The 20,845-nt window shown below is 72.5% G+C and carries 17 protein-coding genes; 7 read left to right on the plus strand and 10 right to left on the minus strand.

Features of this window, described 5'->3' with window-relative positions; genetic code table 11:
- The first annotated feature begins 1 nt into the window (after position 1).
- Complete coding sequence (locus D466_RS20265; protein WP_018912026.1) at positions 2–1,600, plus strand: GGDEF domain-containing protein; 1,599 nt, start codon at positions 2–4, stop codon at positions 1,598–1,600.
- A gap of 13 nt (positions 1,601–1,613) precedes the next feature.
- Here the strand turns inward: D466_RS20265 and D466_RS0102035 are convergent, their stop codons facing one another.
- A complete protein-coding gene (locus D466_RS0102035) occupies positions 1,614–2,225 on the minus strand; it encodes a nitroreductase (RefSeq protein WP_026284786.1) in 612 nt (203 codons plus the stop codon).
- Positions 2,226–2,385: 160 nt separating this feature from the next.
- Between D466_RS0102035 and D466_RS20270 the strand changes: the two genes are divergently transcribed.
- A complete protein-coding gene (locus D466_RS20270; RefSeq protein ID WP_018912028.1) occupies positions 2,386–4,476 on the plus strand; it encodes an ATP-dependent helicase in 2,091 nt (696 codons plus the stop codon).
- Between the two features lie 6 nt (positions 4,477–4,482).
- Here the strand turns inward: D466_RS20270 and D466_RS0102045 are convergent, their stop codons facing one another.
- The 9 genes from D466_RS0102045 to D466_RS0102085 form a co-directional block, all read right to left on the minus strand.
- Entirely contained in the window at positions 4,483–5,502 is a 1,020-nt protein-coding gene (locus D466_RS0102045) for a CoA ester lyase (RefSeq protein WP_018912029.1), read from the minus strand.
- Positions 5,499–6,671 carry a VWA domain-containing protein gene (locus tag D466_RS0102050; RefSeq protein WP_018912030.1) on the minus strand — a complete coding sequence of 391 codons (1,173 nt, stop codon included), beginning with the start codon at positions 6,669–6,671 and terminating at the stop codon, positions 5,499–5,501. The genes D466_RS0102045 and D466_RS0102050 overlap by 4 nt, the downstream gene beginning before the upstream one ends.
- Before the next feature lie 35 nt (positions 6,672–6,706).
- Positions 6,707–7,555, minus strand: a complete 849-nt coding sequence (locus D466_RS0102055) for a MoxR family ATPase (protein ID WP_018912031.1) — start codon at positions 7,553–7,555, stop codon at positions 6,707–6,709.
- A 17-nt stretch (positions 7,556–7,572) separates the two neighbouring features.
- Positions 7,573–8,220 (minus strand): LysE family translocator, encoded by a 648-nt coding sequence (locus tag D466_RS0102060; RefSeq protein WP_018912032.1) that lies wholly within the window; start codon positions 8,218–8,220, stop codon positions 7,573–7,575.
- Positions 8,221–8,319: 99 nt separating this feature from the next.
- Positions 8,320–9,402, minus strand: a complete 1,083-nt coding sequence (locus tag D466_RS0102065) for a histone deacetylase family protein (RefSeq protein ID WP_026284788.1) — start codon at positions 9,400–9,402, stop codon at positions 8,320–8,322.
- 58 nt (positions 9,403–9,460) lie between these two features.
- On the minus strand, positions 9,461–12,595 hold the full coding sequence (locus D466_RS0102070) for an error-prone DNA polymerase (RefSeq protein WP_018912034.1): 3,135 nt from the start codon (positions 12,593–12,595) through the stop codon (positions 9,461–9,463).
- A 13-nt stretch (positions 12,596–12,608) separates the two neighbouring features.
- Positions 12,609–13,922 carry a hypothetical protein gene (locus tag D466_RS0102075; protein ID WP_026284790.1) on the minus strand — a complete coding sequence of 438 codons (1,314 nt, stop codon included), beginning with the start codon at positions 13,920–13,922 and terminating at the stop codon, positions 12,609–12,611.
- On the minus strand, positions 13,885–14,601 hold the full coding sequence (gene imuA / locus D466_RS0102080; protein WP_018912036.1) for a translesion DNA synthesis-associated protein ImuA: 717 nt from the start codon (positions 14,599–14,601) through the stop codon (positions 13,885–13,887). Before imuA ends, D466_RS0102075 begins: the two co-directional genes overlap by 38 nt.
- 137 nt (positions 14,602–14,738) lie before the next feature.
- Positions 14,739–15,200 (minus strand): Lrp/AsnC family transcriptional regulator, encoded by a 462-nt coding sequence (locus D466_RS0102085; protein ID WP_018912037.1) that lies wholly within the window; start codon positions 15,198–15,200, stop codon positions 14,739–14,741.
- Between the two features lie 184 nt (positions 15,201–15,384).
- Between D466_RS0102085 and ald the strand changes: the two genes are divergently transcribed.
- The 5 genes from ald to D466_RS0102110 are packed head-to-tail and all read left to right on the plus strand — an operon-like array spanning position 15,385 to position 20,842.
- Complete coding sequence (ald, locus tag D466_RS0102090; RefSeq protein ID WP_018912038.1) at positions 15,385–16,503, plus strand: alanine dehydrogenase; 1,119 nt, start codon at positions 15,385–15,387, stop codon at positions 16,501–16,503.
- A 59-nt stretch (positions 16,504–16,562) separates the two neighbouring features.
- Positions 16,563–18,344: a glycosyltransferase family 39 protein gene (locus tag D466_RS0102095; RefSeq protein ID WP_026284791.1), complete on the plus strand. Its 1,782-nt coding sequence runs from the start codon at positions 16,563–16,565 to the stop codon at positions 18,342–18,344.
- Complete coding sequence (locus tag D466_RS0102100; protein ID WP_018912040.1) at positions 18,341–18,712, plus strand: SMR family transporter; 372 nt, start codon at positions 18,341–18,343, stop codon at positions 18,710–18,712. Before D466_RS0102095 ends, D466_RS0102100 begins: the two co-directional genes overlap by 4 nt.
- A gap of 10 nt (positions 18,713–18,722) precedes the next feature.
- Positions 18,723–19,868: a DegT/DnrJ/EryC1/StrS aminotransferase family protein gene (locus D466_RS0102105; protein WP_018912041.1), complete on the plus strand. Its 1,146-nt coding sequence runs from the start codon at positions 18,723–18,725 to the stop codon at positions 19,866–19,868.
- On the plus strand, positions 19,865–20,842 hold the full coding sequence (locus D466_RS0102110) for a glycosyltransferase (protein WP_018912042.1): 978 nt from the start codon (positions 19,865–19,867) through the stop codon (positions 20,840–20,842). The genes D466_RS0102105 and D466_RS0102110 overlap by 4 nt, the downstream gene beginning before the upstream one ends.
- Positions 20,843–20,845: the final 3 nt, after the last annotated feature.

Here is a 20,845-nt window from a genome sequence, read left to right on the forward strand (position 1 = left end):
CATGGCCGGCCCCGCCGCCACCGTACCCGGCAACCCCGCCCCCGCGCCGGGCGCATACGGCCTGTTCCCCGCGCGCGCCGACGAGGATGCCTTCGTCGGCGGCACCTGGGAGGAGCTGGCGCCGCGCGCGCACGGCGTGGCGCTGTGGGGCGGACTCATCTTCGGCGCCGGCGCGCTGGCCGATTACCTGATGGCCGGCCCCGACGCCTCCTGGGGCCTGCTGATGGCGGTGCGCGCGCTGGTGCTGGCCGTGGGCCTGCGCCTGGCCTGGGTCACGCGCCGCGCCTCGCCCGCCGACCCCGGCAGGCTGCGCACGTGGATGCCGGTGTTCCAGCTGGCCCTGCTGCTGGGCCAGCGCGCGGTGGTGCAGCTGCACGGCTCGGCCTCGTCCTACCAGGCGATCGCGGCGGTCATGGCCTGCCTGATCATCTATACCTACGCGCCGATGGTGCGTCCGCTGCAACTGTGGATGATGCCGGCCTGGGTGGCGCTGGCCACCGTGCAGATGCTCACCGTGATCCCCACGCCCCCGCGCACGGTACTGCTGTTCCTGATGATCCTGGGATTCGTGAACATCGTCGGCTGGCGCCTGGCCACGCACAACAACCGCTACCAGCGCGCCGCCTGGCTGGACCGCCGGCGCCTGCAGTGGGAAGTGGCCGAGCGCGTCAGCGCCGAGCAGAACCTGCGCCACCTGTTCGAGGCCAGCCCGGTGCCGCTGGTGCTGGCGGGCCAGCGCCGGGGCCAGCTGCTGCACCTGAACCGCGCCGCGCTGGACCTGCTCGACCCGCGGCGCCTGCTGCCCGATCCCTCCCAGCTGTCGGCCCACGATTTCTACGCCGACACGCACACCGGGCACATGCTCAACCGGGCGCTGGCCCACCACGAGGCCTTCGGCCCGGTGGACATGCGCGTGCGCGACAGTTCCCAGCGCGTGCTCGACGTCATGGTCTCCGCCCGCAAGCTGCGCTACGACGGGCACCGCGCGGTGCTGGCCAGCCTGGTGGAAATCACCCATCGCAAGCGCCATGAACACGAGCTGCGGCGACTCGCGCACACCGATCCGCTGACCGCGCTGCACAACCGGCGGGGCTTTTTCGCGCGCGCCGAACATGCCCGGCGCCAATGCGCGCCGGCCCCGCTGGCCCTGCTGGCGCTGGACGTGGACCTGTTCAAGACCATCAACGACAACCACGGCCACGCGGTGGGAGACATCGTGCTGCAGCAACTCGCCGGACGCATGGCCGCGGTGCTGCGCGAGCAGGACCTGCTGGCACGCATCGGCGGCGAGGAATTCGCCGCGCTGCTCCCGGGCGTGGGCGGCGCGCAGGCGCTCGAGACCGCCGAGCGGGTGCGCCGTGCCGTGTGCGACCACGCCGTGCGCTGCCAGGGCTTGCGCCTGCAGTTGAGCGTGAGCGTCGGCGTGGCGCTGCTGGAATGCGAGGACGACGCCATCGACGACGCGCTGGCCCGCGCCGACGAAGCCATGTACCGCGCCAAGCAGGCGGGGCGCAACTGCGTGGAATTGCAGCTCGAGCCGGCCGTGCGGGCCACCGCGCCGATCTCGCGCATCGCCGGCGCCGGCCGCCTGGCCGGCTGAGCCCGGGCCGGGCTCAGCGCGGCGCCAGTTCGCCGACGAAGCGTTCGGGCGGGGGCTTGTCGCGCGGCTCGCGCTCGCGCGGGGCGGTGCCCACCGCCACGAAACAGACGGCGCGTTCGTGTTCGTCCAGCCCGAACAAGGCCCGCAGCGCGCGGCTGTCCATCGCCAGCCCGCTGACCAGGCCGGCCCCGAAACCCTGCGCGTGGGCCGTCAGCAGCAGGTTCTGCAACGCGCAGCCCAGGCTCACCATGCGCTCGTGCGGGCGAATGTGCTCCTGCCCGTCGCCGCCTTCGCGCACCACCGCCAGCGCCAGGAAGGGCGCGCGCGAGGCCTTGTCGCGCGCGCGCCAGCGCTCGTCCTCGCCGGCGGCGGCGTCGCGTTCCAGCAGAGCCTGCTCGAAGGCCTCGCCCAGGCGCGCACGCGCCTGCGCACCGATGAGCACGAAGCGCCAGGGCAGGATCTGCCCATGGTCCGGCGCGGTCGCGGCGGCCTCGAACAACTGGCGACGCTGCGCCTCGTCGGGGCCGGGCTCGACCAGATGACGCGGCCCGGTCTGGCGGCGACGGCGCATCGACTCCAGCAGGTCCCCGGCCTCGCCGGGACATGGGCTAGGGGAAGGATTCATGGAGGCTTCGCGGGGTTCCGTGCGGGTTCGCGGCGGGGGCATGCGCAGCATAGCGTGAATACCCGGCGCGCCGCCCGCATGCTGTATGCTTGAACAGTCCCGCGACCCCGCCCGGCACCGCGTACCCTGCCCCACCCGCCCCAGCTGCCTGCCTCCCGCCATGTCCGCCGTCGCCGATTCCCTGCGTTGCTGCGCCGAGCTGTTCGGCCTCGACGAGGAGCAGCGCGCGGCCGTGGCGCACGGCAAGGCCGGCGAGGCCGCACCCGCGCTGCTGCTGATCGCGGGCGCCGGCTCGGGCAAGACCACCACGCTGGCCGCGCGCGTGGCGCGCCTCGTGCTCGACGGCGCCGATGCGCAGCGCATGCTGCTGCTGAGCTTCTCGCGCCGCGCCGCGCAGGAACTGCAGCGCCGCGTGGGCACGGCGCTGCACCGCGCGCTGGGCCTGCCGCCCGCGCAGGCGCCGCCGCAGCTGCCCTGGGCCGGAACCTTCCATTCCGTGGCCGCGCGCTTGTTGCGCGAATACGCGCCGCGCATCGGGCTGGCCGCCGATTTCAGCGTGCTCGACCGCGGCGACGCCGAGGACCTGCTCGGCCTGCAGCGCCAGGCGCTGGGCCTGGGCGACCGCCGCGCGCGCTTTCCCCTCAAGGCCACCTGCCTGGCCATCCACTCACGCTGCGTGAACAGCGGCGAGGCGCTGGGCGAGGTGCTGCGTGCGCAATTTCCCTGGTGCGCCGCGCACGAGGCCGAACTGCGCCTGCTGTTCCAGTCCTACACCGCGGAGAAGCTGCGCCAGCACCTGCTGGACTTCGACGACCTGCTGCTGTGGTGGGCGCAGCTCATGGCCGAGCCGCTGCTGGCCGCCAGCGTGGGCAGCCGTTTCGACCACGTGCTGGTGGACGAATACCAGGACACCAACCGCTTGCAGGCGCGCATCGTGCGCGCCCTCAAGCCCGACGGCCGCGGCGTCACCGCCGTGGGGGACGACGCGCAGTCCATCTATTCCTTCCGCGCCGCCGAGGTGCGCAACATCCTCGACTTCCCGGCCCAGTACCCGCAGCCGGCGCGCGTGCTGGGCCTGACCCGCAACTACCGCAGCACCCAGCCCATCCTGGACGCGGCCAACGCGCTGATGGCGCAGGCCGCCGAGGGCTATGCCAAGCGCCTGTGGACCGACCGCGCCTGCCGCCTGCTGCCCGAACTGGTGCACGTGGCCGACGAGGCGGCGCAGGCCGCGCACGTGGCCGACGAGGTGCTGCGCCAGCGCGAGCGCGGCATGCGCCTTCGCCAGCAGGCCGTGCTGTTCCGCGCCTCCCAGCACAGCGCCGCGCTGGAGCTGGAGCTGAGCCGGCGCGGCATTCCCTTCGTGAAGTTCGGAGGCCTGCGCTTCATCGACACCGCGCACGTGAAGGACCTGCTCAGCCTGCTGCGCTGGGGCGGCAACCCGCGCCACCGCCTGGCCGCCTTCCGCGTGGCCCAGCTGCTGCCGGGCATCGGCCCGGCGCAGGCACGGCGCCTGATCGACGCGCTGCAGGCGGCCGGCGATCCGGTGCGCGCGCTGCGCGAGTTCCGCCCACCCGCGGCCGCGCGCGAGGACTGGGACGCCCTGCTCGCGCTGTGGCTGCGCCTGCACGCTCCGGCCCCGTGGCCGGCGCCGATCGAGCTGGCCTGCGCCTGGTACGAGGCCCAGCTGCCGCGCCTGCACGACGACGCCCCGGCGCGCGCCGCCGACTTGCGCCAGCTGGCCCACATCGCCGGCTCCTACGGCAACGCGGAGCGCTTTCTCACCGAACTCACGCTGGACCCGCCGGAACTCGGCAGCGACCTGGCCGGCCCCGCGCACCGCGACGAGGACTACCTGATCCTGTCGACCATGCATTCGTCCAAGGGGCAGGAATGGAAGGCCGTGTACCTGCTCAATGCGGTCGACGGCTGCATTCCCTCGGACCTGGCCTGCGACGACACCCGCCAACTCGACGAGGAGCGGCGCCTGCTGTACGTGGCGATGACCCGTGCGCGCGAGCACCTGGAAGTCCTCGTGCCGCAGCGCTTCTTCGTGACCCAGCAGGCGCGCTACGGCGACGCCCACGTCTACGCGCTGCCCAGCCGCTTCCTCGATGCCTCGGTGCGCGCGCGCATGCACGAGAAGACCGTGCCGGCGGCACAGACCGCAGCAGTGGGCAACGCCCTGTCCGGCGCGACCGACGCGCCGGAGGTCGACATCGCCTCGCGCGCCGCCGCCCGCTGGGATTGAGCAGCCTCAGCCGAAGAAGGCCCTCAGCGCCGGCTCGGGGATGTGCTGGCCGGTGGCGCGTGCGCGCTCCAGCAGCGACCAGTAGTAGCGGTAGGAGGCGCGGTCGTGCAGCCGGCCCGCATGCTGGATCGGGCCCCATTGGCGTGCCTGCGCCGCCAGCAGGATGTGCGCGGCCTGTTCGACCTCGCCGAACTCCGGGCGCATGGCCTCGACGATGGGCGCGATCTGCATCGGGTGGATGCTCCACATGCGCTGGAATCCGAACTCGCGCCGCGCTCGCAGCGCATCGGCGCGCACCACCTGCGCATCGCGCAACTCGGTGCATACGTTGTGCGAGGCCATGCGGGCGTTGGCCAGCGCGGCCGACGCGATCTCGGCCTTGGCGCGCACCACCAGCGGGTGCTCGAACTGCCCCGGACTGTGCATGGCCCGCGCGTCGATGGCGCCGCGGTGCGCGCTGACCCAGTCCATGATGCCGAAATCCAGCACCTCCACCTGCGGCAGCGCGGCGATCTCCCACACCCGGCGCAGCGCGCCGTGGGTCTCGATCAGCACGTGCACCGGCAGCGCGGTCCTGCGCCCGCCCTCGCGCGCGGCCTGCTGCACCGCCTCGATGACCTCCAGCACCTCGTGCTCGCTGCCCGCCTTGGGGATGGTCACGTAGGCCAGGCGCGCGCCGGCCTCGCCGACGATGCACCGCACGTCGTCGCGCCAGCTCGGGTGCGAGGGGGCGTGGATGCGCACGCCCACGCGGTCGAAGCGGTTGGCCGGCGAGTTCACCAGCTCGGCCACCATGCGCGCCTGCTCCTGCTCCTGGCCGGCGGCGGCGCCGTCCTCGCAGTCGGCGCTGAGGTCGAACACCGGACCCATCCCGGCCTGCAGGGCCAGCGCCTTGTCGAGCAGCCGGCGGCTGCCCGCGTAGTGTTCGCAGGCGGCCAGGGCCGGCACGGACTCGCCGGCGGCGAACAGGGCTTCGCGCGGATGCAGCGCGCCGGCTTGCGCCGCTTCGGGGGATGGCAGGGTCACTTGTTGAGCTCGCGCATGGCGCGCGAGAGTCCGTCGAGGGTCATCGGGAACATGCGTGTGCCGAAGATGCTACGGATGATCTCGATGGAATGGTGGTACTGCCACAGGTTGGGCGGGGTCGGGTTGAGCCACACGGCGTGGCGCCAGGTCTGCAGCAGGCGCTGCAGCCAGGCCGCGCCGGGCTCCTCGTTGGCGTACTCCAGCGCACCGCCGGGCTGCACGATCTCGTAGGGGCTCATGGTGGCGTCGCCCACCACCACCACCTTGTAGTCCTCGCCGTACTTGTGCATCAGCTCGCGCAGGTCCAGGCGCTCGGCGTGGCGCCGCCGGTTGTCCTTCCACACGTGGTCGTAGATGCAGTTGTGGAAGTAGAAATGCTCCAGGTGCTTGAACTCGCCGCGCGCCGCAGAGAACAGCTCCTCGCAGATGCGGATGTGCTCGTCCATGGAGCCGCCCACGTCGAGGAACAGCAGCACCTTGACGCGGTTGTGGCGCTGCGCGCGCATGCGCAGGTCCAGCCAGCCGGCGTTGCGCGCGGTGCCCGCCACGGTGCCGTCCAGGTCCAGTTCGTCGGCCGCGCCCTCGCGCGCGAAACGCCGCAGCCGGCGCAGCGCGACCTTGATGTTGCGCGTGCCCAGCTCGACCTGGTCGTCCAGGTTGGCGTAATCGCGGCGCTCCCACACCTTCACCGCGCTGCGGTTGCCCGCCGAGGGGCCGCCCACGCGGATCCCCTCGGGGTGGTAGCCGCCGTGACCGAAGGGGCTGCTGCCGCCGGTGCCGATCCAGCGGCTGCCGCCCGCGTGGCGGCCCTTCTGCTCCTCCAGGCGCTTGCGGAATTCCTCCATCAGCCGATCCCAGCCGAGCTTTTCCAGGCGGGCCTTGTCCTCGGGCGACAGATGCCTGCGCATCGACGCGCGCAGCCAATCCTCGGGAATGTCGGCCTGCAGGCCCGGCAGGTTCTGCAGGCCGCGGAAGTACTGCCCGAAGGCGCGGTCGAACTTGTCGTAGTTCGACTCGTCCTTCACCAGCGCAGCGCGCGACAACGCGTGGAACTCGTCGATCGAATGCCCGATCACCCGCGCCCGCAGCGCTTCCAGCAGCCCCAGGTACTCGCGGGTGGACACCGGCAGGCCGCTGTCGCGCAGGTGCAGGAAGAAGTCGATCAGCATGGCGGGACAGGCGCGCGCGAAGACCCTAGGCCAGGCTAGCGGTTATGGCGAGCCATGAAAACCAGGCGTTCGAACAGGTGCACATCCTGCTCGTTCTTCAGCAGCGCGCCGTGCAGCGGCGGCACCACCACCTTGTGGTCGCTGCTGCGCAACGCCTCGGGTCCGATGTCCTCGGCCAGCAGCAGCTTGAGCCAGTCGATCAGCTCCGAGGTGGAGGGCTTCTTCTTCAGCCCCTGCACTTCGCGCAGACCGAAGAACACCTCCAGCGCCTCGGTCAGCAGTTCCTTGCGCAGCCCGGGGAAATGCACGTCCACGATGCGCGTCATGGTCTCGCGGTCGGGGAACTGGATGTAGTGGAAAAAGCAGCGGCGCAGGAAGGCGTCCGGCAGTTCCTTCTCGTTGTTCGAGGTGATGAACACCAGCGGCCGGTGGAGCGCCCGCACGGTCTCGCGGGTCTCGTAGCAGTGGAACTCCATGCGGTCGAGTTCGCGCAGCAGGTCGTTGGGAAACTCGATGTCGGCCTTGTCGATCTCGTCGATCAGGACCACGCAGGGGCCTTCGTGCTCGAAGGCCTGCCACAGCACGCCCTTGACGATGTAGTTGCGGATGTCGTGCACCTTGGACTCGCCGAGCTGCGAGTCGCGCAGGCGCGAGACCGCGTCGTACTCGTACAGGCCCTGCTGCGCCTTGGTGGTGGACTTGACGTGCCACTGCAGCAGGGGCAGGTCCAGCGCGCGCGCCACCTCCTCGGCCAGCATGGTCTTGCCGGTTCCCGGCTCGCCCTTGATCAGCAGCGGACGCTGCAGCGTGATCGCGGCATTGACGGCGATCTTCAGGTCGGCCGTCGCCACGTAGTCGGAACTTCCCTCGAAACGCAGGGTCATGCAGGACTCTCCCGGAATCAGCCGGCGGCCAGGCGCGCGCCGAAGGCCAGGAACACCAGCCCGGTGCAGCGGTCGAGCGCGCGCGCCACGCGCCGGCTGGACAGCCAGCGCCCGATCGGCGCGGTGGCCGCGATCAGCACGGCGAACCAGGCCAGCGAAAGCACCACGTGCACGCAGGCCAGCAGGAACAGGAAGCCGCCCACCCACACGCCGTGCGGCACGAACTGAGGCAGGAAGCTGACGTAGAACACCCCGACCTTGGGGTTGAGCAGGTTGGTCAGCAGCCCGCGCAGCCCGTCCGACGCCGCCCCCGGCGCGCTGCCGCGGGGCGCGTGCACGGCGTCGGCGCGCGGCGCCGCCTGCGCGAAGGAGCGCCCCGGGCGCAGCAGCAGGCGCAGGCCCAGCCAGGCCAGGTAGGCGGCGCCCAGCAGGCGCAGCGCGTCGTAGGCGCGGGCGGAGGCCGCGAGCAGGGCCGCCAGGCCGGCCGCGGCGAGCAGGCCCCAGGCCAGGCAGCCCATGGCCACGCCCAGCGCGGCCGCCGCACCGCTGCGGCGCCCCGCGCCGGCCGCGCTGCGCAGCACCACGGCGGTGTCCACCCCCGGCGTGACGGTGAGCACCAGGGCCGCGGCGCTGAAGGCGAGCAGGGAGGAGACGACGGGGTTCATGGCCGGTGCCGGGGTTCGCGCAGACCCCCTATTGTGCACGGAGGTGCAGGCACCGCGCGCGGCAGCAGCCGTGCCGCGCCGGGCGCGCCGACGCGGGATTCAGCCCCCCGCCGAGCCCCCCGCCGCGCCGGCCTCGAAGCCCTGCAGCAGATTCACCGCGTTGGCCCCCAGCTCGGCCACCGCGTAGCCTCCCTCGAAGGTGAACAGCGTGGGCAGGCCGGCCCGCGCCAGGCGCTCGCCGACCCGCAGGTAGTGTTCGCCGCGCAGCGTGAAGCCGCTGATCGGATCGCCGGCGAAGGTGTCCAGGCCCATGGGCACCACCAGGGCCTGGGCACCGAAGTCGCACACCTCGCGCAGGGCACGCTCCAGGGCCTCGCTCCAGGCCTCGAAACCGCTGCCCCGCGGCAGCGGCAGGTTCAGGTTGCAGCCCTGCCCCGCGCCGGCTCCGCGCTCGTCGGCGAAGCCCAGGAAATAGGGGTATTCGGTGGCCGGATCGCCGTGCAGCGACACCGTGAGCACGTCGGGGCGCTCGTAGAACAGGGTCTGGGTGCCGTTGCCGTGGTGGTAGTCCACGTCCAGCACGGCCACGCGCGCGCAGCCGCCGTCGCGCAGCGCCTGCGCGGCCAGCGCCGCGTTGTTCAGGAAGCAGTAGCCGCCGAAGTAGTCGGGCCCGGCGTGGTGCCCGGGCGGCCGGGTCAGGGCGAAGGCTCCGCGCGCGCCCGCCAGCACTTCGCGCGCCGCGGCCAGCGCGCAGCCCGCGCCCGCGCGCGCCGCGGCCCAGCTTCCCGCGGTCAGCGGGGTGCCGGCGTCGAAGGCGTGCTGTCCCAGGCGAGCGGCGAAATGGTGCGTGGGCGCATCCATGCGGAAGGCGTGACGGTGGCCCAGCGGCCACACCGACGGCAGCGCGTCGCGTTGCGCGTTGTCGGGATCCAGCGCCACCCAGGCCTGCCAGGCGCCTCGCAGGAATTCCAGGTAGGCGCCCGTGTGCACGCGCAGCAGGGCCTGCTCCAGCGCGGCCTCGCCGACCTCGGGCTCGAGCAGTTCGCCCAGCGGACGCCGGCGCAGTTCGGCCAGCACGTATTCGAGGCGCTCGGGCACCTCGTAGCTGGGCACCATGCGCCCGCGGAACATTTCCTGCCGGCCGGCGTGCGCGGCGTGCAGGGGGTTGTGGAACGTCTTCATGCGCGAGGTCTCGAACCTGGGCGGGTGGGAGCCGGCCATTATCCCGGCAGCGGCGGGTTCAATGGAAATCGCGCGAGACGGTGGGCAGTTCCCCCAGCAGCGGCGTGAGGTCGAACAGGCGCTCGGCCAGCAGGCTGCCCACCGCGCCGTCGCTCTGCCAGCGCCCGGCCACCGCCAGCAGCCTCGCCCGCAGCAGCACCTGACGCTGGCGCTCGCGCAGGCTTTTCCAGCAGATCACCTGCACCACCCCGGTCTCGTCCTCCAGGGACACGAAGGTGGTGCCGCGCGCGGTCTCGGGCTGCTGGCGCAAGGTGACCAGCCCGCAGGCGCGCGCGCGGCTGCCGTCGGGCAGCGCGGCCAGCTGCTGCGCGCGCAGCCAGCGCGGATGCAGGCGCTCGCGCAGCAACGCCAGCGGGTGCCGGCGCAGGCTCAGGCCGGTGGCGGCGTAGTCGAACACCACGTCCTCGCCCTCCGAGGGCGCGGCCAGCTCCAGCTGCGGCTCGGCGGGGGCCGCACCGCGCAGCAGCGGCGGCAGCGCGTGCACCGCGGCGGCCTGCCAGACCTGCTGGCGCCGGTGCCCGGCCAGCCCGCGCAGCGCGTCGGCGGCGGCCAGCAGGCGCATGTCGCCGCCGGCCAGCGCGGCGCGGCGCGCCAGATCCACGGCGTCGGTGAAAGGGCCGTCCGCGCGCGCCGCCTCGATGCGCCGCGCCGCCTCGCGCCCGAGCCCGCGCACCAGGCGCAGTCCCAGGCGCACGGCGCCGCCTTCGAGGCTGCTGTCCCAGGCGCTGGCCCGCACGTCGGGCGGCAGCACGCGCACGCCGTGGCGCCGCGCATCCTGCACCAGCTGCGACGGGGTGTAGAAGCCCATGGGCTGGCTGTTGAGCAGCGCGGCCAGGAACTGCGCCGGATGGTGGCGCTTGATCCAGGCGCTGGCGTACACCAGCAGCGCGAAGGATGCGGCGTGGCTCTCCGGGAAACCGTACTCGGAAAAGCCCTGCACCTGGGCGTAGATCTGTTCGGCGAAGGCTGGGTCGTAGCCGCGCTCGACCATGCCGCCCACCAGGCGATCGCGCCAGACCTGCAGCGAGCCCTTGCGGCGCCACGCCGCCATCGCGCGGCGCAGCCCGTCGGCCTGGCCGGCGCTGAAACCGGCCGCCAGCATGCTGATCTGCATCACCTGCTCCTGGAACACCGGCACGCCCAGCGTGCGCTGCAGCGCCTGGCGCAGCGCGGAGCTGGGGTAGTGCACCGGCTCCAGGCCCTGGCGCCGCCGCAGGTAGGGGTGCACCATGCCGCCCTGGATCGGGCCCGGGCGCACGATCGCCACTTCCACCACCAGATCGTAGAAACAGCGCGGACGCAGGCGCGGCAGCATGCCCTGCTGGGCACGCGATTCCACCTGGAACACCCCCACCGAATCGGCCGCGCACAACATGTCGTAGGTGGCCGGATCCTCGGCCGGGATGTCCTGCATCGCGAAGGGCTGCCCGCGCGCGGCGCCGATCAGGTCCAGGGACTTGCGGATCGCCGTGAGCATGCCCAGCGCCAGCACGTCCACCTTGAGCATGCCCATCGCATCCAGGTCGTCCTTGTCCCACTCGATCACCGTGCGCCCGGGCATGGCCGCGTTCTCCACCGGCACCAGTTCGTGCAGCGGGTCGCCGCTGAGCACGAAACCCCCGGTGTGCTGCGACAGGTGGCGCGGGAAGCCCAGCAGCGCGCGCACCAGCGCCATCCACTGGCGCACCCCCAGGTCGGCGGGGTCCAGGCCGGCCTCGAACAGGCGCTCGGCGGCGATTTCGCGCCCGTCCCACCACTGCACGTTGCGCGCCAGGCGCTCGACCACCTCCGGCGCGAAACCCAGCGCCTTGCCCACGTCGCGGATGGCGCTGCGCGGGCGGTAGGTGATCACGCTGGCGGTCAGCGCCGCGCGCTCGCGCCCGTACTTGGCGTACAGGTACTGGATCACCTCCTCGCGGCGCTCATGCTCGAAATCGACGTCGATGTCCGGCGGCTCGTTGCGCTCGCGGCTGATGAACCGTTCGAACAGCACCTGCATGCGCGCCGGGTCCACCTCGGTCACCCCCAGGCACCAGCACACCACGCTGTTGGCCGCCGAGCCGCGCCCCTGGCACAGGATGCCGCGCGAGCGCGCGAAGGCGACGATGTCGTCGACGGTGAGAAAGTAATGCGCGTAGCCGAGCTCGGCGATCAGCGCCAGCTCGTGCTCGATGAGTTCGCGCATCGCCGCGTCGGGGCCGCCCGGCCAGCGCCGCTGCGCGCCTTCGAGCACGCGCCGGCGCAGGTGCTCGTCGGCCTCCAGGCCCGGCGGCACGATTTCGCGCGGGTAGTTGTAGCGCAGTTCCTCGAGCGAGAACACGCACTCGCGCGCCAGCCGCGCGCCGGCTTCGAGCAGATCGGCCGGATAGCGCCGGCCCAGCTGCTCCAGATCCTGCAGCGCGCGCTCGGCGTTGGGCTGCAGCTCCACGCCGCAGCCGGCCAGATCCCGTCCCAGGCGGATGGCGCACAAGGTGTCGTGCAGCGGCTGGCGCGACGCGGCGTGCATCTGTACGTCGGGGCAGGCCACGAGTTCCAGGCCCAGGCGCCGCGACAGCGCGCGCAGGCGCTGCAGCCAGCGCGCGTCGTCGAGCTCGCGGTGCAACTCCACGCCCAGCCGCAACGCATCGCCCAGGCTGTCGCGCAGCGCGGCGGCCCAGCCGAGCAGGCGCGCATCGTCGGCCCGGCGCGGCAGGCACAGCACGCCCAGGCAGGCGCCGGGCGGCTGGCGCAGCAAGGCCTCGAGCTCCAGGCGGTAGCTGCCCTTGGGCGACGCGCGGCGCAGCCCGGTGATGAAGCGGCACAGCGCGGCATAGTCCGCGCGCTGCCGCGCCAGCAGCACCAGCACCGCCTCGCTTTCGCCGTCCAGGCGCAGGCGGAACTGGCTGCCCAGCAGCAGTTTCACCCCGGCCTCGCGCGCCGCCACATGGGCGCGCACCACACCGGCCAGCGAGCATTCGTCGGTCAGCGCCAGCGCCGCGTAGCCCAGTTCGCCGGCGCGGCGCACCAGTTCCTCGGGATGGCTGGCGCCGCGCAGGAAACTGAAATTGGACATGCAGCGCAGCGCCGCACAGGCCGGCCGCGGCGCGTGCGCGCCAGGCTCGCCGCCGCCCCCGGGAATCGCGTGCTCCCGCATGCTTGCCGCTCCTTCAGAACACGCCGTGCAGGAACCACCGCGCGCGCGTTTCGCGCTCGCGGCTGCGAAACACCCACAGCAGTCCGGATCGCTCGTTCGCGGCCACCCAGTAGTCGCGCGCCACGTGATGCGTGCCGCCGGCCCCGTCGCGCTGCCACCAGCCGCCCTCGATGCGCTGGGGCCCCAGCAACAGCCGCAGCTCGCCCTGCCACAGCGGCTGCCCGCCGCGGCTGCGCAAGGGCAGCGGGCGCGGCAGCAGGAAGCTCGGCCGCGGCCCGGCGGCGCCAGCGGGCACCGCCGCAGCGGCCCGCGGGGCTTCGCCGAAGGCATGCCAGGCCTGCTGCCATTCGGGGCGATGGTCCGCCACCACGCTGCCCTGCAGCACCTTGCGCGGCCCCAGGCGCGCGGCCACGCGCTGCAGCGCCAGCACCAGTTCGCGCGCCGTGCCCGCATCCTGGGCCGAGGCCGCCGGCAGCAGGCTGGCGGTGACGCCGGCCAGGGGCTGCATGTCCTGCAATTCCAGTTCCAGCTCGATCACCGGAGCCGCCAGGCTCACATGCCCCAGGTGCTCGGCGAGCAGGCGCGCGAGCTGCTCGGTGCCGCGCAGCGGCAGCGCGGTGCGCACGGCCAGCTCGCCGCGGCCGTCGCCCAGGCGCGGCGTGTCGAAGCGCCAGCGCAGCAACAAGGCGGTGGCGCCGGCCTGGCGCGCGCCCAGCCAGCCTTCGAGTTGCAGCAACAAGCGGCGCGCGCCGAACAGCAGCGCCTGCGCGTCCTCCACCCGGGCCGGCAATTCCAGGCGAGCGCGAAAAGCCTGCGGCAGCGCGAACCAGGCATGCTGCTCGGCACGCAGGCCGTAGGCCTGGTCGAGCTGCTGCAGCAGTTGGGGGCCGCAGCGGCGCGCCAGGCCTTCGCGCGGCAGGCGCCGCAGATCCCCCAGGCAGCGGCAACCCAGGCGCTGCAGCAGCGCCGCCTGCGCGGCGGCGGCCTCCAGGCTGTGCAACGGCAGCGCGTCCAGCGCCCGCTCCAGGTCGCGCGGCGGCGTGGGCTCCGCGGCGGCGCGCGCCAGCGCCAGCGCCCCCAGCGCGGTTGCGGCCCAGGCCCGGCCCGCGGCGCCCAGTTCGGCCGACTCGGCGTCGATGCGCCGCCGCAAGGCCTCCAGGCCGCCGAACAGCCGCAGGCTGCGTTCGAGCTCGAGCAGCACCGCATGCTCCAGCAGTACCACGCGCGGCGTGAACTGCAGGCCCCAGACGGCCAGCGCATGCGCGCTCGCCGCGGCCGGCTCGGCCGGCTCAGGCCAGGCGCAAGCCAGCAATGCGACCCACAACATCGCCCTGCTCCTGCCCGGGAGTTTCGAGAATGGCCTGCGCGAGCGCGCCGGGCCGTGAGGCCAGGCGCAGTTCCTGCTCGTGGGCCGGGCCGCGGCGCTTGAGCAGGCGCACGCGCAGTTCCCAGGGCTCGCCGGGCCGTGCCTGCACGCGCAGCGGCGCCGGCGAGGCCTCGACGTGCGCCTGCTCGGGGCGCAACGCGAACACCGGGGCACGGCCTTCCTGGGCGTGGGCATGCAGGCGGCGCAGGGCTTCGGCGCGGCTGGCCGGCAGCCACACCAGCACCGCGGCCGCCCCGCCCGCGCGCAGCACCTGCTCGGCGGCCCACAGGCTCTGGCCGGCATCGCGGCTGCGCACCCACACCAGTTGCGCGGGGTCGAGGCCCTGCTCCTGCAGCCCCGGCAGGTACGGCACCGCCGGCGGCCCCACCAGCACCAGGCGGCCGCCCGACTGCAGCGCGGCACGCAAGGCCGTGCCCAGCAGGCGCCATTCCAGCAGCGCGCCCCGCGGGACAAGCAGTTCGGTCAGGCTGCCGCAGGGCCAGCCGCCCCCGGGGAGTTCGGCGTCGAGCCGCTCCCAGCCGCTGCGCAGCACCGGCGCGCCGGCATGCCCGAGGTCGACGCCGCGCCAGACGCTGGCGGCGAGCCCGGAAGACAACAGGGAGGATAGGGCGGCGGACATCGGACGGCCTCGCTTGCATCGACGGCGCCCGGATGTCCGGGCGGGAAGCGAAGCCTACCGAAAAACTGGATAAAAATACAGTGCACCGCGCATTCCGGGGCGGCCCGCCGCCGCCCCGCTCCCCACCCTTCGCCCGCCTACAAGGGATAGTCGGTGCGTCTGGCCACGGTGCGCAGCGCGAACACGCCCCGGATGCGCGCGACATGCGGCAGGCGCGCGAGCTCGCGCTTGTGCACGCGCTCGTACTCCTGCGGGTCCTGCACCGCGACGCGCAGAAGATAGTCGTAATCGCCGGCCACGAGATGACATTCAAGCACCTCGGGGCAGGCACTGGCCGCCTGCTCGAAAGCCGCCAGCGCCTCCTCGGTCTGCGCGTGCAGGCTCACTTCGACGAACACCGTGCTGGCCCGCCCCACCGCCCGCGCATCCAGCAGGGCCACGTAGCCGGCGATGATGCCCACCTTCTCCAGGCGCTGCACACGTCGCAGGCAGGCCGACGGGGACAGCCCCACGCGTTCGGCCAGTTCGGTATTGGCCATGCGCGCATTGCCTTGCAGCAAGGACAGAATGCTGCGGTCGAAACGGTCGAGTTCGGTCATCCCGGTAGCCTCCATTGGAATGCCAGCAATTCTGCACCTTTAACTGAAAATAATTCGTTGACGAATTGCAGAAACCGGTGTTTTCTTCGTGTGATTCCGAGAATCCCCACTGCAACACCTGGTTCGGGATTCGCGCCATGATGGCGGCCGGTCATGGAGCTCATTCGAGCGAGGAGCGCACAGCATGCTGGTAGGAGTCCCCCAGGAAATCAAGGTGCACGAATACCGGGTCGGGCTCACGCCCGAATCCGTGCGCGAACTCGTGCATCACGGCCACGACGTGCTGGTGCAGGCGGGCGCCGGCGAGGGCATCGGCGCGGACGACGCGACCTACGAGGCGGCGGGCGCGCGCATCGCCGCCGATGCGCAGGAGGTGTTCGCCCGCGCCGACATGGTGGTCAAGGTCAAGGAGCCGCAACCCGCCGAATGCCGCATGCTGCGCCCGGGGCAGTTGCTGTTCACCTACCTGCACCTGGCGCCCGACCCGGTGCAGGCGCAGGGGCTGCTGCAAAGCGGCTGCAGCGCCATCGCCTACGAGACCGTCACCGACGCGCACGGCCACCTGCCGCTGCTGGCGCCGATGAGCGAGGTGGCCGGGCGCATGGCCGTGCAGGTCGGCGCGGTGGCGCTGCAAAAGGCCGGCGGCGGCCGCGGCGTGCTGCTGGGAGGCCTGCCCGGCGTGCCCCCCGGCGAGGTGCTGGTGATCGGCGGCGGCACCGTGGGCACGCACGCGGCACGCATGGCCGTGGGCCTGGGCGCGCGCGTGACCGTGCTGGACAAGTCGCTGCCCCGCCTGCGCGAACTCGACGAGCTGTTCCAGGGCCGGGCGTCCACGCAGTACGCGACCCTGCACGCGCTGGAGGCCGCGCTGGAACGGACCGACCTGGTGATCGGCGCGGTGCTGGTGCCCGGCGCCGCGGCGCCCAAACTGGTGCGGCGCGACATGCTCGCGCGCATGCGCCCGGGCGCCGTGGTGGTCGACGTGGCCATCGACCAGGGCGGCTGTTTCGAGACCTCGCGCCCGACCACCCACGAGCAGCCCACCTATGTCGAATGCGGCGTGGTGCATTACTGCGTGGCCAACATGCCCGGCGCGGTGGCGCGCTCGTCCGCGCATGCGCTGAACAACGCCACGCTGCCCTTCGTGCTGGACCTGGCCGGCAAGGGCTGGGTACGCGCCTGCGAGGAAGACCCGCACCTGCTGGCCGGACTGAACGTGCACCGGGGGTGCATCACCCACCCGGCGGTGGCGCAGGCGCTGGGCCTGCCTTTCGTGCCGGCCCGGCAGGCGCTGGCGGAGTAGCCGGGAAGACCGGCGGGGGGCGGCTAAAATGCCCCCCGCGCACCGCCGCGCACTCCGCCGTGACCGAATCCTCCTCCGAAGACACCCTCCGAGATCCCCTGCCCTCGCGCCGCGCCCTGTTGGCGCTGGGCGCGCTGCTGGCCGTGTTGTGGCTGGGCGTGCTGGGCCTGCGCGACCTGGTGCCCACCGACGAAGGGCGCTACGCAGAGATCCCGCGCGAAATGGTGGCCACGGGCGACTGGGTCACGCCGCGCCTGGACGGGTTCAAGTACTTCGAGAAACCCCCGCTGCAATACTGGGCCACCGCCGCCAGCTACGAGCTGTTCGGCATCGGCCAGTGGCAGGCACGGCTGTGGACCGGGCTCAGCGGCCTGTTCGGCGTCGCCTTCACCGCCCTCGCCGGCTGTCTGCTGTGGGGGCGCCGCGCCGGGCTGTACGCGGGCGCCGTGCTGGCGAGCTGCGTGTACTGGCTCGCCATGGGCCACATCAACACCCTCGACATGGGCGTGTCCGCCTGCCTCGGCGGCAGCCTGCTGAGCTTCCTGCTGGCACAGCGCGACGGTGTGTCGCGCGGCGCCGAGCGGGGCTGGATGCTCGCCTGCTGGGGTTTCATGGGGCTGTCGCTGCTGTCCAAGGGGCTGATCGGGCTGGCCTTCCCCGGCATGACCCTGGTGCTGTACACGCTGTGGAGCCGGCAATGGGGGCTGTGGCGGCGCCTGCACATCCTGCCCGGGCTGGCGCTGCTGCTGGCCATCGCGCTGCCCTGGCACGTGATGGTGCAGTTGCGCAACCCCGAGTTCTTCCATTTCTATTTCATCTACCAGCAGTTCGACCGCTTCGCCACGCCCGACCTGTCGCGCCCGGGGCCGTGGTACTACTTCGTGCCGATCCTGCTGCTGGGCATGATGCCCTGGCTGGGGGCGCTGGCTCCGGCGCTGTGGCGTAGCGCCCGGCGCGGCCTGCGCCCGCCGCCGGACGAGAACTCCGGCTCGCTGCGCACACGGCGCGTGCTGCTGATCTGGGCGGGCTTCATCTTCGTGTTCTTCAGCGCCTCGCATTCCAAGCTGCCCTCCTACGTGCTGCCCATGTTCCCGGCGCTGGCGCTGCTGCTGGGCGAATACCTGGCGCGTGCGCGCGAGCGCGCCCTGGGCTGGCAGTTCGCGCTGTGGGCGCTGCTCAGCCTGGCCGCCGGCATCGGCTTCACCCAGCTGTGGCGGGCCGGCACCCACGTGACCCCGGGCGCGCTGTACCAGCGCTTCGGCTGGTGGCTGGAGATCACCGCGGTGCTGGGCCTGGCGGGCTCGCTGGCAGCCTGGCGCTGGGAGCGGCGGGAGCGCCGCAGCCTGGCGGTGCTGGCGCTGGCCGGCAGCATGTTCGTCGGGCTGACGGTGGCGACCCAGGCCTTCCAGATCCTCGGGCGTACCGCGTCCACGCGCGACGTGGTCGCGGCCATCCGGCCCTGGCTGCACCCGGACCAGCCCTTCTACACGGTGGGCACCTACGACCAGACCCTGCCCTTCTACCTGCGCCGCGAGGTCACGGTGGTGCAGTACCGCGGCGAACTCGATTTCGGCATCGGCCGGCAGCCCTCGCTGTGGGTGCCCACGCTGCACGACTTCGCCGCGCGCTGGCGCGCGGACCGGCTGCCGCTGGCCTTCCTGCCCAGCGGCGAGCTGCCGGCGCTGCGCGCCCTCGGCCTGCCGCTGCTGGTGATCGACAGCACCCCGCGCTACGTGGTCGTGGCCCGTCCCGACCAGGACTACGGCGCCGCGGCGCGCCAGGCGCGTTCGCGCCTGCCGGCGGCGTGGAATCCCGCATCCTCCCTGGAGAAGCAACCTTGACGCCCGTGGCCTTCGCGCTCGTGCTGACCGGCGTGATGCTCAACGCCGCCGCGCAACTGCTGATCAAGGCCGGCGCCGACACCGCCGGCCATTTCACCTTCACCGCCGGCCATATCCTGCGCGCCGGGCTGCATTTCGCGATGCAGTGGCAGATCCTCGCCGGCCTGGCCTGCTACGCGGTGTCGGTGGTGGTGTGGATCCTCGCGCTGACCCGCGTGCAGGTGTCCATCGCCTACCCCATGCTCTCGCTGGGCTACGTGGTCACCGCCTTCGCCGCCTGGGGCCTGTTCGGCGAATCCCTGAGCGCGCACAAGCTGCTGGGAATCGCCATCATCATCGCCGGCGTCGTCGTGCTCGCCCGTACCTGAAGGGTCCCCCATGTCCGCATCCGCCGCCGCCGAATTCCTGCCTTTCACGCGCCCCGAGATCGACGAGGAGACCATCGCCGGCGTGGTCGAGGTGCTGCGCTCGGGCTGGCTGACCACCGGCCCCTGGAATGCCCGCTTCGAGCAGGCGCTGTCGGAATACTTCGGCGGGCGCACGGTGCGCGCCTTCAATTCCGGCACCGTGACCATGGAGATCGCGCTGCGCATGATGGGCGTGGGCGCGGGCGACGAGGTCATCACCACGCCGCTGTCGTGGGTGGCCACGGCCAACGTGATCCTCGCGGTGGGCGCGCGCCCGGTGTTCGTGGACGTGGACCCGGCCACGCGCAACCTGGATCTGCGGCAAGTCGAGGCGGCGATCGGCCCCGCGACCAAGGTGCTGCTGCCCGTGCACCTGGCCGGCCTGCCCTGCGACCTGGATGCCCTCTACGACATCGCCGCGCGCCGCGGCCTGCGAGTGCTGGAGGATGCCGCGCAGGCCATCGGCAGCAGCTGGCGCGGACGCCGTGTGGGCAGCTTCGGGGACTTCGCCTCCTTCAGCTTCCACCCGAACAAGAACGCCACCAGCATCGAGGGCGGCTGCCTGGTGCTGCCGGCCGACGCCGACCCGGAACTGGCCGAGCGCTACCGCCTGCAGGGCGTGCGCCGCTTCGGCCTCGACGGCATGGACGTGGACCTGGTGGGCGGCAAGGCCAACCTGACCGACGTGGCGGCGCGCGTGGGCTGGGGCCAACTGCAGCGGGTGGAGGCCTTCAACGCGCGCCGGCGCGAACTGGCGCGCCTGTATTTCGAGGCGGCGGACGCCGCCGGGCTGGGCGCGCGCAGCGTGGAACTGCCGCCGCGCGAGTTCGCCGACTCCAACTGGCACATGTTCCAGGTGGTGCTGCCGGCGCGGGCGCCGCGCGCCGGGGTGATGCAGGCCCTGAAGGACCGCGGCATCGGCAGCGGCGTGCACTACCCGCCCATCCACCTGTTCAGCCTGTACCGCAATCTGGGCTTCGCCCCGGGCGACTTCCCGCAGGCCGAGCGCATCGGCGCGGGCATCCTCACGCTGCCGCTGTTTCCGGCGATGCGCGATGGCGACGTCGAACGCGTGCTTCGTGAACTTTCGGCAGTGCTGCGAGAATTCGGGGTATGAGCCAGTTGCCCTCCTCCCAGCCCGCGGTTTCGGTGGTCGTGCCCGTGTACAACGAGCAGGACGGCCTGGGCGCGCTGTTCGCCCGGCTGTATCCGGCGCTCGACGCGCTGGGCGAGCCCTACGAGATCATCTTCGTCAACGACGGCAGCCGCGACCGCTCGGCCGCGCTGCTGGCGGCGCAGCAACGCGAACGCCCCGACGTGACCCGGGTGATCCTGTTCAACGGCAACTACGGCCAGCACATGGCCATCCTGGCCGGTTTCGAGCATTGCCGCGGCGAGATCATCATCACGCTGGACGCCGACCTGCAGAACCCGCCGGAGGAGATCGGCCGCCTGGTGGCCAAGATGCGCGAGGGCCACGACTACGTCGGCTCCATCCGGCGCCAGCGCCAGGACAGCTGGTTCCGGCGCAACGCCAGCCTGTGGATGAACCGGCTGCGCGAGACCATCACCCACGTGCGCATGACCGACCAGGGCTGCATGCTGCGCGCCTACGGGCGCCACGTGGTGGACACCATCAACCGCTGCAACGAGGTCAACACCTTCGTGCCGGCGCTGGCCTACACCTTCTCGCTGAACCCCACCGAGATCGAGGTGGGGCACGAGGAGCGCGCGGCCGGGGAATCGAAGTACTCGCTGTTCAAGCTGGTGCGCCTGAACTTCGACCTGGTCACCGGCTTCTCGCTGATCCCGCTGCAGTTCATGTCCTTCCTGGGCATCGCGCTGGCGCTGGCCTCGGGCGCGCTGTTCCTGCTGCTCATGATCGACCGCCTGCTGTTCGGCTCGCAGGTGCAGGGGGTGTTCACGCTGTTCGCCATCACCTTCTGCCTGCTGGGCGTGCTGCTGTTCAGCATGGGCCTGCTGGGCGAGTACATCGGGCGCATCTACGAACAGGTGCGCGGGCGTCCGCGCTACGTGGTGCAGGCCGTGCTGGACGACACCGCGGGCGCCGGCGCGGCGAGCACGCCATGACCC

This window comes from Thiomonas sp. FB-6, assembly GCF_000377645.1.
Lineage (GTDB): Bacteria > Pseudomonadota > Gammaproteobacteria > Burkholderiales > Burkholderiaceae_C > Thiomonas_A.

Coding starts and splice junctions, on each gene's coding strand:
- D466_RS0102105 (WP_018912041.1), top strand. CDS start 18,723: ATGTCCGCATCCGCCGCCGCCGAATTCCTGCCTTTCACGCGCCCCGAG.
- D466_RS0102085 (WP_018912037.1), bottom strand. CDS start 15,200: ATGACCGAACTCGACCGTTTCGACCGCAGCATTCTGTCCTTGCTGCAA.
- ald (WP_018912038.1), top strand. CDS start 15,385: ATGCTGGTAGGAGTCCCCCAGGAAATCAAGGTGCACGAATACCGGGTC.
- D466_RS20265 (WP_018912026.1), top strand. CDS start 2: ATGGCCGGCCCCGCCGCCACCGTACCCGGCAACCCCGCCCCCGCGCCG.
- D466_RS0102060 (WP_018912032.1), bottom strand. CDS start 8,220: ATGAACCCCGTCGTCTCCTCCCTGCTCGCCTTCAGCGCCGCGGCCCTG.
- D466_RS20270 (WP_018912028.1), top strand. CDS start 2,386: ATGTCCGCCGTCGCCGATTCCCTGCGTTGCTGCGCCGAGCTGTTCGGC.
- D466_RS0102050 (WP_018912030.1), bottom strand. CDS start 6,671: ATGCTGATCGACTTCTTCCTGCACCTGCGCGACAGCGGCCTGCCGGTG.
- D466_RS0102065 (WP_026284788.1), bottom strand. CDS start 9,402: ATGAAGACGTTCCACAACCCCCTGCACGCCGCGCACGCCGGCCGGCAG.
- D466_RS0102035 (WP_026284786.1), bottom strand. CDS start 2,225: ATGAATCCTTCCCCTAGCCCATGTCCCGGCGAGGCCGGGGACCTGCTG.
- D466_RS0102075 (WP_026284790.1), bottom strand. CDS start 13,922: ATGTTGTGGGTCGCATTGCTGGCTTGCGCCTGGCCTGAGCCGGCCGAG.
- D466_RS0102055 (WP_018912031.1), bottom strand. CDS start 7,555: ATGACCCTGCGTTTCGAGGGAAGTTCCGACTACGTGGCGACGGCCGAC.
- D466_RS0102070 (WP_018912034.1), bottom strand. CDS start 12,595: ATGCGGGAGCACGCGATTCCCGGGGGCGGCGGCGAGCCTGGCGCGCAC.
- D466_RS0102110 (WP_018912042.1), top strand. CDS start 19,865: ATGAGCCAGTTGCCCTCCTCCCAGCCCGCGGTTTCGGTGGTCGTGCCC.
- imuA (WP_018912036.1), bottom strand. CDS start 14,601: ATGTCCGCCGCCCTATCCTCCCTGTTGTCTTCCGGGCTCGCCGCCAGC.